Genomic DNA, 13852 nt, shown 5'->3' with positions numbered 1-13852 from the left:
CGTACGAACACCGATCCGAGCGATGAAGCGGCCGCGCATGGCGACATCGTCGTGCGGCATCGCCGTACTCCGGGGAGCCGGCCGACGGACGTGTGGGCACCGTCGACCCTGCCGCCCGACGCGCCGAAGCCCACGCGGCCGGGTACGTGCCCGTCGGGACAAGCACGGTCGGCAGGCAGGGGAAGGCCGGCACAGGGCCTGGTCCATGACCGGCGAAGGCCGGGGGCAGCGCCGCCGGTCACGACGAGTGTCGCGTTCCAGTCGTCGCACGTGCCCCCAGGTCAACGCGCGCAGGAACGTGCCCGGTCGACGGGGCACGCACCCCACCGAACAACCGGGCCGGCCCACCGTGACGGGTCGGCCATGCCGGCGGCGTCCCTGCCGGAGCGAGCGTTCAGCAGGTGAATATCCACTAATATGGGGTGGCATATGACTAAGGGAGCGTGGTGGAAAGCGGTAGCGGCACGCGGTTCGGGCAGATATTGCGTGAGTTGCGACAAGGTCGGGGCCTGACACTTGAAGAGCTGGCCGATTCGTCGGGTGTGTCGGGACGCGCGATAGGTGATATGGAGCGGGGGCGTAGTCTGCGTCCGCATCGTGGGACGGTCGCCGCGCTCGCGCGGGCTCTGCAGTTGGACGAAGCGGCGCATGCCGAACTGCTGGCGGTCGCCCGTGCCACGCGTCCGAGCCAGGAGACAGTGCCGGAGGTCCTCGAAACGCTCGCCCGCCCCGCCCAGCTGCCGGCCGGTCTGGCGGCCTTCGCCGGCAGGCAGGCCGAACTCGTCCGTCTGCGAGACATCGCCGGCGAGGTGACATCCACGATGCCCGCAGCCTCTACGACGGTGCTGCTCAGCGGGATGGCGGGGGTGGGGAAGACCACGCTGGCGGTGCACTGGGCCCACACGGTGGCCGACCGGTTCCCGGGCGGTCAGTTCTACGTGGACCTGCGCGGGTTCGATACCGCGAGGACGGCCATGAACCCCGTCGAGGCGCTCAGCGGCATCCTGGAAGCATGGGGACTGCCACCGCACCGCATACCGACCGGTATAGACGCACTCGCGGGTCTGTTCCGCAGTCTGCTCGTCGGCCGACGGGTCCTCGTACTCCTGGAGAACGCCAGCACCACCGATCAGGTACGTCCGCTGATGCCCTCCTCACCCGGCTCCCTGACCCTGGTCACCAGCCGCAACACCCTGCCCGGCCTGATCGCCACCGGGGCCCGCCCGCTGCGCCTGGAGCCGCCCTCCCGCACGGACGCCCATGCGGTACTGGCCCTACGGACAGGCACCGAGCGCCTGTCCGCCGAACCGGAGGCCGCCAACGACATCATCGAGCAGTGCGGACGCCTTCCGCTGGCTCTGGCTCTCGTGGCCGCCCGCATCCAGAACAATGAGGATTTCGCTCTGTCGGCCATCGCCGCCGAACTCCGCTCGTCCCAGGACAACCTGGACGCCTTCTCCGGCGACGGCGGAGCCACCGACGCCCGCACCGCCTTCGCCTGTTCCTACCGACTCCTGTCGCCCGACAGTGCCCGGGTCTTCCGGCTCCTGTCACTGCACCCTGGGCCCGACATTGCGGTACGGACAGCCGCCGCTCTCGCCGCCTTGCCGATGCGGACAGCGCGCACGGCACTGGGTGAACTCGCCAACGCGAACCTTGTCATGGAACGCGCACCGGGCCGGTACGGGCTGCACGACCTGTTGCGCCTCTTCGCCACCGAGCTCACCGAGCTCACCGACACCCCGGCCGAACGCCGTGCCGCTCAGCACAGGATGTTCGACCACTATCTGCACAGCGCGTACGCCGCAGATCAAGTACTGAGCTCGAACGTGAATCCCCTGCGACTCGCTCGGGCCCAGCCTGACGCACTTCCAGAGACGTTCACCAGCCACAGCGAGGCTTTGGCCTGGTTCACCGCGGAACGTGGCGCGTTGATGGCAGCGGTCACCGAGGCCATGAAGACGACGTTCCTCACCCACGCCTGGCAACTTCCCTGCTGCATGCATATCTTCCTCGACCGGCAGGGACACTGGCAGGACATCGCGGCATCCCAGCGCACTGGTGTGGATGCCGCGCGGCAGGACGGCGACCTGCTCGGAGAAGTCACCACCCTCCGTAAACTGGCTCGCGCGCTGACTGATCTGAACCAGTACGAGGCGGCCGGCAGCCACCTCGAGCGTGCTTTCGAGGTGGCTGCGGAACTCGGCGATCCCGCGGAACGGGCGCACACGCATTCGAGCATGCGCTGGCTCCTGCAACGACAGGAGAGATTCGGTGAAGCACGGGACCACGTTGCTGAAGCGTTGCGCCTTTTCCGCAACATCGGCCTCCGTTCCTTCGAGGCCAGGAACCTGAACAATATTGGCTGGCTGCACACCAAGCTCGGAGATTACGAGGAGGCCGCCGCACGTTCCAAAGAGGCGATTTGCCTGACGCGAGAGATCGGCGACTCGTTTCACGAGGCGGCCGCCTGGGACACTCTCGCGAGCGCGCACTACGGGCTGGGCGAATTCGAGGCAGCGATTCGCTGCGCCCGCCGGGCTCTTGACCTGTTGCCGGAGGGAGGCGACGCGTACAACAGGGCAATCATCCAGGAACGGCTCGGTGACGCACACGCCGCCGTCGGCGACCAGAACGCAGCCCACACCTCGTGGCATCGCGCGGCCGACCTGTTCGAGCAAGTCGAACGGCCGGAGGCGGAACAGGTGAGAGCCAAGTTGGAGGCGTCCACCGCTCCTCCGGAAAGATAGTGCGTCAGCTCCTCGGAAACGATCGTGCAGTGCCCGTGCCGCCTGACCTGCCATAGCTGGGCGGGATCCCGAAGGTGCGCTCGAAGACCCGACCGGGCATCGGTCTGTGCGGACATGACGCGCCGGCGAACGTCCCGACCATCGCGCGCAGCAGATCGGGACGCGCCGCAGCGAGGTTGTCCTCGGCGACGGCGTGCAAGGGGCGGAACGTCAGGTGCGGTCATCGTGCTGGTCCCCTTCGCGACTTCGACATCTCCGAGGATCAGCTGTTTGACAACAGACGGTCCGTCCGCTGTCCCACAGAGCACGGCATGCGGCAACGTGCCTTTCGCGGAGCGCGCGTTGGCGGGTACGGGACAAACTGATCCGAATCGGCTTCAGTCACCCCTTCTCGTGAGCTCGGCCACGGTACGGTCGAGGTCGATGTGGAGACTCTCGGACCCAGAGGGCACCAGCAGGAAGGTCTGACGTAGAAACGTGGCGACCTCGGAAGTCGAGATCTCCACCAGCGCCGTTCCCGCGGTGGACCGCAGGAGGATGCGCATGAAGTGCGGTCGGCATCGGTGTCCGGGAAAGACGAGCACGTTGCCCGTGCCAGCCGGTCTGCGCAGGCCCTCGGCGAGCAGGTCGCGAGCGAACACCCAGTTCACGGGTTTCGCCGCTGGTGCACCCAGGGAAAGGCGCACGGCGTAAGGATCGGTCATGTCGTAGTGCAACTGCGCGGGCAGCGGCACCGGAAGCTGTTCCGGAGCGGTGACCTGTACCGTCACCGGACACATGACCGAGGTAAGAGGCGGTCTCATCCACTCCCCCACAAGGTCACAGAAACTTTTCTGCTGATGAATCCAAAACGCCGCGGACGGCGTGACTTGCCCAACAGGGCGCGTGTGCTGGTCTTCCTCGTCCCAGGATCTGACCGAACCGGAGCCTCCCGGCAGCATCGACCGTGCCGCCGTACCCGGGAAAGGCGCGTCCCAGGCGTTCGCGCTGTCCTTGGTGGGCCGGAGGCGCCCCATGCATACGGGCTCGCAAAGGAGTGCCGGCACGCCAGGGCGGCCCCGGCCCAAAGTCTGACAACAGCGCGTGGTGCCTCCTACGGCTGCGTCATGCAGGCCAGAGGCGACCGCGTCAGGATCGGACGGCCGCCCGGGCGGCGTCGCGGATGACGTCGGTCACCACGCCGGGTCGGGTGATGAGGGACAGATGGCCGGCGTTGACCTTGGTGATGTGAGCGCCCGCACGGGTGGCCATGGCCAGCTGCTCAGCTGAGGGGATGACGTGGTCCGCGGTTCCGACCACGGCCCAGGAGGGGATGGTCTTCCAGGCGGGCGTGCCGGAGGGCTCGGATCCGGCACTGACAGCGAAGGGTCGCTGGCCGGCTGCCAGAAGCCGGGCCTGGGCGTTGGGGACACCGTTGGCGAAGCAGTCGGCAAATCCCTGATAGGCACCGCTGGGCGCAACCTTCAGGTAGGCGTCGAAGTCACCCTCGGGGGAGCCGGGATACTGCACCAGGTTCAGGAACGTCGACGGGTCGGCGGTAACACACGAACCGGGCTGCGCGGCGTTGATCTGGAACACGGTCTCGCCCTTGTCGGGGATGTAGGCGTCGTCGTAGACCAGCGCCTTGACATTGGGATTGCCCGCGGCAGCGTTGGTGATGACCATGCCGCCGTAGGAGTGGCCCACCAGGACGACCGGGCCCTGAACACCGGCCAGGTAGTTCTTCAGGGTCTGCGCGTCGTAGTCGACGCCACGCAACGGGTTGGGCGGGGCGACGACGGTGTAGCCGTCGTGCTGGAGGCGGCTGATCACCGGGTTCCAGCTCGACGCATCCGCCCACGCACCGTGTACGAGCACGATCGTCGGCTTGGGACCGCGGTCCTTCGCGACGGTGGTGGCCTGCGCGACCACCTGGGTGGCCGGCACCACCCCGACGACGGCCAGGGCGCATGCAGCGGCCAGCACACGGGACTTGTGCAGCCGTCTTCCTCGGAATCGCATGATGGAAATCCCTTCGGTGGCCCTGTCACGGGCCATGTCAGTGAAGTACCCGAGCCCCGATACGAAATCGGCGCAGGTACGGTGTCGGGCACGGCCAAGACGGTGCAACAAACGGAACGACGCATTCTTGGGAAGAGCGCCGACAGGCAGCGCGCACCACGTCGTGCCCTTTCGCTGTTGCGCCGGCTCATCCGGAGAAACGCCGAATCACATGCAACATGCTCGGTGCCGTTGTTCCACGCTAAAGCCAAAATGCGGGCAGTAATCGCTCGCGCGCGTACTACCGCTGTACCAACAGCGCACGGAAACAGCGGCCATAACCGAGTGACGGGTGCCGGAGAAGGGTCGGTGCGCTACGAGGACGGATCCAGTGCGCGAACAGAACACCCGAGCCTGCCGGTCGGCCCTAGCTTGGATCGTTCCTCCGTCCAGCAGGACTTGAAGGTTGACCGTGCAGGGGGTCGATCGCTGATTCGTTGGCTCGTCGTCACCTGGGTCCGGCCCCGGTGGCTGCCAGGAGGCCCAATGACAGGTTGGCGGCGTGCCCGTACCCGCCGTGCGACCCGAGGCATGCGACGATCTTGCCAGTAGGGTGGCTGGTCAGGCGGGGGTCGGCAGCGCGATTGCATCAGGTTGCAGGGGTGGGGCCCCAGATCCGTGGAGGCCGGCGGGGTTCCCGGTTCAGAGGGGTGTCCGGTGAAGGGCGGTAGTGGCGGATTCGGTTCGCTGTTGCGTGAGTTGCGGAGTCTGCGGGGTCTGACGATCGAGGAGTTGGCCGAGGCGTCGGGGATCTCGGGCCGAGCGATCGGCGACATGGAGCGTGGCAGGACCCTGCGCCCCCAGCGAGGGACGGTCACGGCGCTGGCACAGGGACTTGCCCTGGACGAGCAGGCCAGGGCTGAATTGCTGGCTCTGGCACGGTCCGACCGCGCGGGTGCTCGTGCGCCGACGGCGGGGACTGCTGCCCCGCAAGCCCTGCCACGGGGGGTCCGCGACTTCGTGGGCAGGGAGCGTGAGGTCGCATCATTGCGGCGGCTGGCTGCTCCAGTTCTGTCCGGAGTCGGCGCCGAAGGGGCGCCGCCGGCGGCGGTGGTGTCCGGTGCGCCCGGCAGCGGCAAGACGACGATGGCTGTTCGCGTGGCTGAGGATCTCTCCCGCAACCTGTCCGATGGGGCGTTCCTGGTGGATATGCGGGGGCTGGACCTGCGGCCGGTGACAGCCTCGGAGGCGGCGTCACGGATGCTGCGGGCATGGGGGGTGGACGACCTCGAGCTTGCGCGCCTGACTGCGGAGCAGAGACTGGCCCGCTACCAGGACCTGGCTGCGGCCACACAGGCTGTCCTCGTGCTGGACAACGTGTCCGCCGAGGAGCAGGTGCGGGCCCTGCTGCCGCGCGAGGGTCGGTTGCTGGTGCTGGTGACCAGTCGCAACACCCTTGCCGACCTGGAGGGCGTGAACCGGGTCGAGCTGGCTGTGCTGGCGCCGGGGGACTCTGTGGCGCTGCTGCGGGGGGTGGTCGGTGCGGCGCGTGTGGACGCGGAGCCGCAGGCCGCCGATGAGGTCGCCGAGTTGTGCGGGCACCTGCCGCTGGCCCTGCGTATCGCCGCGAACTGGGCCGCAACACGGACCAACTGGAGCCTGCAGCGCCTGGTCGCCCGGCTCATTGACGAGGACCGCCGGCTGGACTCGCTCAGCGCGGGCGATCTGCGTGTCAGTGCAGCTTTTGCGCTGTCGTACTCGCGTCTGGCCCCGGCCACGGCCCGCATGTTCCGGTTGCTGTCCCTGGTGCCTGGACAGGAATTCGGCTTGCCGCTGGCAGCCGTTCTCGCCGACTCGTCGCTGCCGGTCGCCGAGGACCTCCTGGAGGAGCTCCTCGAGGCCGGGTTGCTGATGACGGTCCGGGAAGACCGCTACCGCTTCCACGACCTCCTGCGCCTGTACGCCAGAGCGCAGCACCGTTCGCAAGAGACCGCAGGTCAGTCGGCGGCGGCTCGTGCCGTATTGCGCTCCTGGCTACTGGAGACGGTGGCCGCGGCCGGGTGCCGGCACCGCAACTCGGATGCCTCCGCAGCGCCCGGGCCCACTCTGGTGCCGTTGGAGGACCGCGGGCAGGCGATGGGCTGGCTCAGGGCGGAGAGCGAGAACTGGTGGGCGGCTTTCCAGGAGGCGGCCGCGGAAGGAGAGCACAGCCTGATATCCCAGGCAGCAGACGAACTGCCCGCCGACGAATGGATCTCCTGGGGTCACTGGGTCGAGCTCTACGGGGCCGCTGCCCGGGCTGCATCCGCCGTGGGCGACAAGCGCGAGGAGGCACGCCGCAAAAAATTCCCTCGCCTGGGCCTACTGGACGTGCGAATCCCGCCACACCGAAGCACTGGACGCTGCCGCGTCCGCTCTTGCTCTGGCGCGAGAGTGCGGCGACCTGATCGAGCAGGCACGCGCACACATCAGGTTCAGCGTGCTCCATGACGCGGTCGGCGACGCCCTGACCGCGGAAGAGCATTGCACACGAGCTGCGGCTCTGTTCGACAAAGCCGGGGACGTCCTCGGCTGTCTGAGGGCCGGCATTGTCAACATCCGACTCTGGGAGAAGGCCGGTCGGCCCCGTGACGCTGTGCAGGCTTACCGCGAGGTCGTGGACGGCCTCAACGATCCCAGGAACAGTGTCCATGTGGCAGTGAACCAGCGTGAGGTCATGACGATCACGGCTGCTATCCACGTCTCCCTGGTGTACCTCAACGTCGGCGAATGGCAGGAAGCAATTGATGCATTGGCGCCCCTACGTGGGCGCCTGGAGACCATGGGCTACGGCCGGAATGAGTGCAAGATCCGTCTTCACCTGGGACACGCACTGTCCCATCTGGGTCTGTTCGAAGAGGCGGCCGCGGAGTACCGTGCCCTGTTCACTGCGACAGAACAGGTACCCGAGGAACTCGCCGCGGAGGCCCGTGCCAGCTTGGCCGCGCTGGCGTCGGACAGCCACAAGCCGCCGACGCACTTCAGCTGAACGGGGACGTGGCTTCTTCAACGTGCTTCCTTCGGGCCTGGTTCGGGCTGTGCCGCCGATGGCCTGCCCGGCTCGTGGGGAGACGCCGAAGACGTCCGCCACCGGAACCCGTCCGTGCGATCGGAACAGGGAGCGTGTTTGCAGACAACGGTGACAACTCGCCTGCACTCCCGCCACTACCGCCATAGGTCCCACCCTGCCCCATCAGCAGCCCGGCAGAGCGCCCAGCCCCCAACTTTCCTCCCTCCGGTGGCATGGCCCCACCGTGAAGCCCCGGGGCAGGACTGGCCTTAGCCGGCCAGACCGGGCACAGCACGTGTGATCCCCCGTCGGCGATCATCGGTGCACGTTGATTCCGAACTGGTGGAGCAGACCGGTGGAGAGCTCGTGCGCACACTCCCTCAGCGCCGCGTCATCGGCATGTGGAGCCAGTTCGGTGGAGGCGGGCATCAGTCGCCGGGGGTGACGTGTGTCCGGGTACAACGCGTAGCCCGATGGGTTCCCGCCGAAGGGCAGCAGGCGGGAACCCTTGGTCCCGGTGGTCACGGTCGCCGTGATGTCGAGAGAGCTGTCCGGCGCGCGGTGGCGGCGGAAGGCATCGGCCAATGCGACGGCCTCCCGGACCACTACCTGCAGAGTCTGGGTGTTGACGGCAATGCCGCCGCCATGGCCCAGGCCGTGAGCGAGGTCAACAGCAATAGCCACGGTTCCATCATGGTGTAGTTCGACCATCACGCCGCGGCTCCTGCCCCGTCGTTCGGGGACGAGGAAGGTGGACTCGACCCATCGGCGCAGTCCGACCCGCATGTCGGTGCTCAAGACATCTGACAGCACCGCCGGACCGTCGAAGGCCCCCTTGATCCGGGCAGCCGTCTTCACGGCCTGTGACGCCGCGCCTCAGGACTTGGGACTCGACGCTGAATAGTCGCCTCGCCGCCAGAACGGGCACCCTGTCAGAACCCGCCGGCTGCACCTGTGGCGAGATGCAGACCCCGTAATCTCCAACCACCCCAACCACATCGCGCTCGCCCGCAGGCCCCATGGCTTACCTGCGGTGGCGCAACGCCAACGCCTGAGATCCCAGAAGAACCACGAGTGGGAGGGGCAGTACAGCTGGCCAGTCGCAGCGTTTGACGGTGGGCCGAGAGGAGGCGCAAAACGGCGTAGGAATGGAGGCACCTCTGCACGCACCGGTTGACCGACACTAGCTACAGCCTTACAGTAGTGTCGCGCCCTATGGGGAGGAGTGACTAGATGGCTCATACGCGCACTGACGTTGAATTCCGAGCGCAGGGGGATGTGACCCTGCGTGGTTGGCTGTATCAACCCGAGGGGGTTGATTCGGTTCCGAACTCGCCCCCCCCCTGGACGAACACCCCTAAGCCATTGCTCGCCCTAGTAGCCTCTGCCGAACATGCGGCTCAGTGCGAACGGCTGTCGAAGTACGGAATTCTGTTGGCCTATCAACCTAAGTTGAGGGAGGTCTCGCATGGTGCAGTGGATCGCTACAGAGCGAATTCCCGGACTGGTTCCGGCTCCAGGAGGATTGGCCTTTGTCCAGGACCTCTTGAACTCTTCCTCTGACGGCCTGGTAGGTCCCAGACACACTCACGATGATCTTCTATCTGACATCGCATCTGCGCGGAACTGGCTGACTTCGGCGGGAAGGGCACTGAGTGAGTCCTCCGGACTCGATTTCTCGCCGCCATCGTTGCCCGAGGAAGACCTCCCGGCTCTCAGGGAACTGCGAAGCGAGCTCCGACTACTCGTTTCCGGGCAAGCAGACGCAGACGCTGAATCCGCCCCTCCGTCCCGACTTCGCTCGGCCGCAGTGACAGTAGCGACGACCTCGGGCCCTTCGTTTGTCGCCCTGCCGAACGGATACGGCTGGCACTGGGTAGCTTCTGCGGTTCTTGCGGAATCCTTCAATGCACAGAAGGAGGGTACGTGGCGACGGCTAAAAGCGTGCCGAAATCCCGTATGTGTAGCCGTGTTCTATGACCGGACACGGAACAACATTGGGGTCTGGCACAGCCTCCGGTCATGTGGAAACCCGGCCAACCTACGCGCCTCGCGGGCCCGCAAGCGGGCGTCCGCGGAAGATCATGCCATCTGAATTTCTAGGGTTCTGAGCAGGTCAAATCGCATATTTGACATCCGCTGCATCAGCCTCCAAGGCGTGTAGCACGCCCGGCCCACGGCATCACGTCAACCATAACCGTCGGACATATGACTCCCCGGTCACGCCCTTGACGCTGGCGCAGCGGCATGAAAGTCAACCGTACGCATCGTATGTCGACTGCGCGTCCTCATCGCCGCTCACCCACCCTGACCTAATGGTCCAAGGGCGATTTTACGCACCTTCACCTCGGCGCCAGGATCATTGGCGATCCAGATGCGAACCAGGTCCAGGACTATTCCACCTGTGCACCGCGCTTTTACCCATCGTGCGTCTTATCAATCACACCCGCTTCCGACTTTGCTATTACGCTCCTGGGTGTAAGTTGGCTATAGTTTCCATTAGTCAGGTTGGCGACTACGGCGCCCAGTCCTTCATGCCTACTCCCTGGAGTAGTCCGAGCTCAGTGACCTTTCGTTATTGTCTACCTGCACGGATGACTTATGGAGGCCGCTGATCCATCTGGCTGGCTCGTCGACTGCGCCTCGTCGTCCGTTGTGTCGATTCCGACAGCGTTATTTGCTCGCATAGCTGTTGCGCCGTAGGCAGTCATCCCCAAAACCATCGATCACTCATTAAGAGGTAGTAGTGTCTACAAACAGCGCTCTCGCGTACGAGGTTTTCACCGCCGACCCGATCCCGCTGAACGTTCCTGAACTCGTCCCCAACGGCGACCGGCGGATGTTCTCGCCCCTGTCCATCACGCTCATCCACGGCGAGCGCGACGCCGTACTGGTCGACCCGCCCATGACCACCGTTCAGGGCGAGGCGGTCGCTCAGTGGGTTGAGGCCGGCGGCAAGAACCTGACCCATATCTTCGTGACCCACGGTCACGGTGACCACTGGTTCGCCGCCAACCTCCTGGCCGAGCGGTTCGGCGCCCAGGTCGTTGCGACGGAGGGCACGATCAAGCAGATGCACCACAACGTGGCGATCCGTCCGGGCTTCTGGGACAAGCTCTTCCCCGGCCAGATCCCCGACTCTCCCGTCACGGCTGTCACTGTGCCCGACAACCGCTTCACGCTCGAAGACCATGAGATGGTGATCGTCGAGGTCGGCCACACTGACACCGACGACACCTCCGTCCTGCATGTCCCCGACCTGGATCTCGTGGTCGCCGGCGACGTGATCTACAACGGCGTGCACCAGTTCCTGGTGGAAGCCAAGAACGGCGGCCTGGATGCATGGCGTCGCGCCATCGACACCGTCGAAGCCCTCCAGCCCCGCTGGATTGTCACCGGTCACAAGAACAAGGCACTCGACGACGACGCGACGCGCGCCATCAACGAGACCCGGCAGTACCTCAACACCGCTGATGAGCTACTCCCCCAGCACGACAGCGCTCTCAGCTTCTTCAACGCCATGCTGGAGCTGTTCCCCGAGCGCCTTAACCCCGGTGCCCTGTGGAACGGGGCGGCCGCACTCTACTCCTGAGCTCCTGGTCGCAGACAGCGCCGCAGGAGTGCCATGACGTCCCGGCTTTGAGGTTGTCTCATTCGGCCAGGCCAGCCAGTTGGTTCCGTGTTGACGGTCGAACGTCTGGTGCCTGACGGGCTGCAAAAGTTGCTCCAGCGGGTGGCGCCGGAACGGAGACCGCGAGGCGGAGAGGTGGTGGCCGCGATCACTTTCGGGGCCGCCACCGGCTGCACGGGCACGCCAAACGAAGACGTCGGGCGTAGCGGTCGGTGCTCGAGCAGGCGTTGGTATTACCCGTCGTGATCGAAGCCGCGGTCGGCGAACAGTGGCCTCCTCGTCGTCGTCAGCGGCTGGCGCCGGCCACATCAGAAGTCGCCGAACGCGAACAGCGAGTGACCGCCTCGGGCCTCTCGCCGTTTACGCGCCGGCGCGATCACCCTGCAAGAACGATCAGGTCGTCGGTTGGCCAGGAGTGTGACCCCGGGGGGTTTCCGTCGGGGTGTTCGTTGATCCATTCCAGGCCGCCGAGGTCGAGGCGGGTGCGCGCGCGGGTAACGGCAACGTAGGCGAGGCGTGCGTCGGCGTCGTCGATCGGCCCGGGCAGCGGGCTTCCGTGCTCGTCGATCTCGTCGCTGTCCTTGGGTGGATAGAAGTCGTCGGCGATCTCGACCTGGGGCCATTCGCGGCCCTTGGATTTGTGCGCGGTGGAAATCGTCACCTGCGCGTCGCTCTCGGGTACGAGGCGGTTGACCGCGGCCAGGACGGCGTCGGTGCCGTGATGGTCGACGAGGTCGACCATCGGTTGCAGGTCACTGCCGGCGGGATCGTGTTCGGCGTAGTCCTGCAACTGGCCCCAGGAGGTGAACAGCACCAGCTCGGGGTGGCAGGTGCGGCGTCCGTCCTGCAAGTCCCGGGCAGCCAGCGCCAGGGCGCGCAGGGCATCTCCTCCCCCGACCAGCGCGACCCTGCGGCCCTTGGCGAGGAAGCGGAGAATCTGGGCCATGGCTCCGATGTTGCTGCGGCACAGCACCGCGTCCGGCTGGGTCACCTTTCCGACCTCGGTGGGGATCGTCTGGGTGCCTTCCAGGCGGATCGGGGCGTTGGCGATCGCCAGCCACCGGTTGGCTTCCAGCGCGAGGATGGGGCCGAAGCGGAAGGACTGCGTGAGTGACAGGGCCGTGCCGTCGAAGCCGGTCATCACGTCTTTCGTGCCACGCCAGCCGTAGATGGCCTGCGCGGAGTCTCCGACCATGACGAGTTGGGCGTGGCCGCGCTGGTTGAGCAGGACCTGCTCGAGGACGGGGTTGGTGTCCTGGGCTTCGTCCAGGAGCACGAAGTCGGTGGGGAGTTTCGGGTCGGACAGGGCCCACATTTTCAAGTAGTGGTCGTGTTCGAAGCGGACCGCCCCGGTGTCGGGGTGCTGCAGGTCGGCCCAGGCGGCGCAGGCGTAGGGCAGAATGCGCCGGGCGAGTTCCGCGTGCAGGCTTGCGGCCAGGCCACGGAGCGGGGGCACATGGTGGCGTTCGATGACGGGGTCGGCAGACTGACAGAACCGGGTGACGGTGCGCTGTGCCGTCGAGGTCAGCGTCCCCGGCCACAGGACGCGGTCGCCGATGCGCATGGGCTTGGTGATGCCGAGCGCGTTGGCGGTGTGCCGGCCGGGCAGCCGGGGGCCGTTCAGGCGGGCACGGTAACGATGGCCGACAGCGGCGTAGGCCAGAGAGTGCGCGGTCTTGCAGAGCACCGTGCCGGGGAAGCGGCCGGCGGCGTCCTGGGCGATGGACCGGTTGAACGCCACATACAGGCCCCGGCGTGAGGTGCTGGTGGCGAGTTGGGTGAGGGTGGTGGTCTTGCCGGTGCCGGCACCGGCCTGGATCACCAGATGGTCCCCGGTGGCGAAGGCGTCGGCGGCTGCGGTCTGTTCGTCCGTGGGCTTCATCGTTGAGGTGTATCGATCTATGAGGGCGCGACAGGCGTGCGCAGGGGTGGTCAGGTGTCGTCGTCGGTGAGGAAGCCGCGCATCGGCATCGACGGCAAACCCTCGGAGAGCGCAGCCGTGTGGCGGCGCAGGTCGGCCAGGTCCCGGACGATCGCCACGTAGTGCACGACCAAGGGCTCCGCCGGGACCGCGGCGCGCGTGAAGTCGTGGAGGAGGCTTTTCGTCTCATCTGCGGAGTTGGCTTGCTGCCCGAGTTCGGCCGTGACGGCTGCCGTAGTGCAGGTCTCCTTGTGGCGGTAGACCGCAGCGGCGGCCGAGAAGACCTCCCGGCGGACCGGGCTGCTGAAGTACCTGGGACGCAGGACTGCCATGAAGTACGGGGTGAGCTGGGGGTGGTGGAGGACGGCTGCCAGGACTGTGTACTCGGCGCGCTCGTCGTACAGCGCAGGCCCGGACGGGGGCTGATCAGGGTCGGGAGTGCCGATCAAGGTCTTGGACATGGGGGGCTCCGAGAATGGCCAGGGAATGCGCCGAAGCTGCCGGTTCCGGTGCTGTGGGAG

10 protein-coding genes and 1 pseudogene are annotated in these 13852 nt (G+C 66.6%); 5 read left to right on the top strand and 6 right to left on the bottom strand.

Annotated features, from left to right (window positions below; translation table 11 throughout):
* The first annotated feature begins 446 nt into the window (after positions 1-446).
* Complete coding sequence (locus ABZ312_RS24460; protein ID WP_500438780.1) at positions 447-2750, top strand: tetratricopeptide repeat protein; 2304 nt, start codon at positions 447-449, stop codon at positions 2748-2750.
* 95 nt (positions 2751-2845) lie between these two features.
* On the opposite strand, the pseudogene ABZ312_RS24455 reads toward ABZ312_RS24460, so the two are convergent.
* The 3 genes and pseudogenes from ABZ312_RS24455 to ABZ312_RS24445 all read right to left on the bottom strand — a co-directional run.
* Positions 2846-2974 (bottom strand): annotated as a pseudogene (locus ABZ312_RS24455) (IS256 family transposase); the annotation flags it as partial.
* A 153-nt stretch (positions 2975-3127) separates the two neighbouring features.
* Positions 3128-3529: an SsgA family sporulation/cell division regulator gene (locus ABZ312_RS24450; protein ID WP_500438779.1), complete on the bottom strand. Its 402-nt coding sequence runs from the start codon at positions 3527-3529 to the stop codon at positions 3128-3130.
* Positions 3530-3878: 349 nt separating this feature from the next.
* A complete protein-coding gene (locus ABZ312_RS24445) occupies positions 3879-4751 on the bottom strand; it encodes an alpha/beta fold hydrolase (protein ID WP_500438778.1) in 873 nt (290 codons plus the stop codon).
* A gap of 696 nt (positions 4752-5447) precedes the next feature.
* Between ABZ312_RS24445 and ABZ312_RS24440 the strand changes: the two genes are divergently transcribed.
* Positions 5448-7220: a helix-turn-helix domain-containing protein gene (locus ABZ312_RS24440; RefSeq protein WP_500438777.1), complete on the top strand. Its 1773-nt coding sequence runs from the start codon at positions 5448-5450 to the stop codon at positions 7218-7220.
* Positions 7210-7758: a hypothetical protein gene (locus ABZ312_RS24435; RefSeq protein WP_500438776.1), complete on the top strand. Its 549-nt coding sequence runs from the start codon at positions 7210-7212 to the stop codon at positions 7756-7758. Before ABZ312_RS24440 ends, ABZ312_RS24435 begins: the two co-directional genes overlap by 11 nt.
* Before the next feature lie 336 nt (positions 7759-8094).
* Here the strand turns inward: ABZ312_RS24435 and ABZ312_RS24430 are convergent, their stop codons facing one another.
* Positions 8095-8637 (bottom strand): hypothetical protein, encoded by a 543-nt coding sequence (locus ABZ312_RS24430; RefSeq protein WP_500438775.1) that lies wholly within the window; start codon positions 8635-8637, stop codon positions 8095-8097.
* Positions 8638-9247: 610 nt separating this feature from the next.
* Between ABZ312_RS24430 and ABZ312_RS24425 the strand changes: the two genes are divergently transcribed.
* Both ABZ312_RS24425 and ABZ312_RS24420 read left to right on the top strand, forming a co-directional pair.
* Positions 9248-9874: a CGNR zinc finger domain-containing protein gene (locus tag ABZ312_RS24425; RefSeq protein ID WP_500438774.1), complete on the top strand. Its 627-nt coding sequence runs from the start codon at positions 9248-9250 to the stop codon at positions 9872-9874.
* A 651-nt stretch (positions 9875-10525) separates the two neighbouring features.
* A complete protein-coding gene (locus tag ABZ312_RS24420) occupies positions 10526-11371 on the top strand; it encodes an MBL fold metallo-hydrolase (protein WP_500438773.1) in 846 nt (281 codons plus the stop codon).
* 415 nt (positions 11372-11786) lie between these two features.
* Here the strand turns inward: ABZ312_RS24420 and ABZ312_RS24415 are convergent, their stop codons facing one another.
* Positions 11787-13292, bottom strand: a complete 1506-nt coding sequence (locus tag ABZ312_RS24415) for a UvrD-helicase domain-containing protein (protein WP_500438772.1) — start codon at positions 13290-13292, stop codon at positions 11787-11789.
* Positions 13293-13342: 50 nt separating this feature from the next.
* Positions 13343-13792: a DnaB-like helicase N-terminal domain-containing protein gene (locus ABZ312_RS24410; RefSeq protein ID WP_500438771.1), complete on the bottom strand. Its 450-nt coding sequence runs from the start codon at positions 13790-13792 to the stop codon at positions 13343-13345.
* Between the last annotated feature and the right edge of the window lie 60 nt (positions 13793-13852).

Origin of the sequence: Streptomyces sp. NPDC006207 (genome assembly GCF_040613835.1) — a bacterium.
In the GTDB taxonomy this organism is placed as follows: Bacteria; Actinomycetota; Actinomycetes; order Streptomycetales; family Streptomycetaceae; genus Actinacidiphila.
Note: the sequence above shows the minus strand (reverse complement) of the source record. Positions and strands in the feature narration are given on the sequence as shown.

Coding starts and splice junctions, on each gene's coding strand:
- ABZ312_RS24450 (WP_500438779.1), bottom strand. CDS start 3,529: ATGTGTCCGGTGACGGTACAGGTCACCGCTCCGGAACAGCTTCCGGTG.
- ABZ312_RS24445 (WP_500438778.1), bottom strand. CDS start 4,751: ATGCGATTCCGAGGAAGACGGCTGCACAAGTCCCGTGTGCTGGCCGCT.
- ABZ312_RS24425 (WP_500438774.1), top strand. CDS start 9,248: ATGGTGCAGTGGATCGCTACAGAGCGAATTCCCGGACTGGTTCCGGCT.
- ABZ312_RS24415 (WP_500438772.1), bottom strand. CDS start 13,292: ATGAAGCCCACGGACGAACAGACCGCAGCCGCCGACGCCTTCGCCACC.
- ABZ312_RS24410 (WP_500438771.1), bottom strand. CDS start 13,792: ATGTCCAAGACCTTGATCGGCACTCCCGACCCTGATCAGCCCCCGTCC.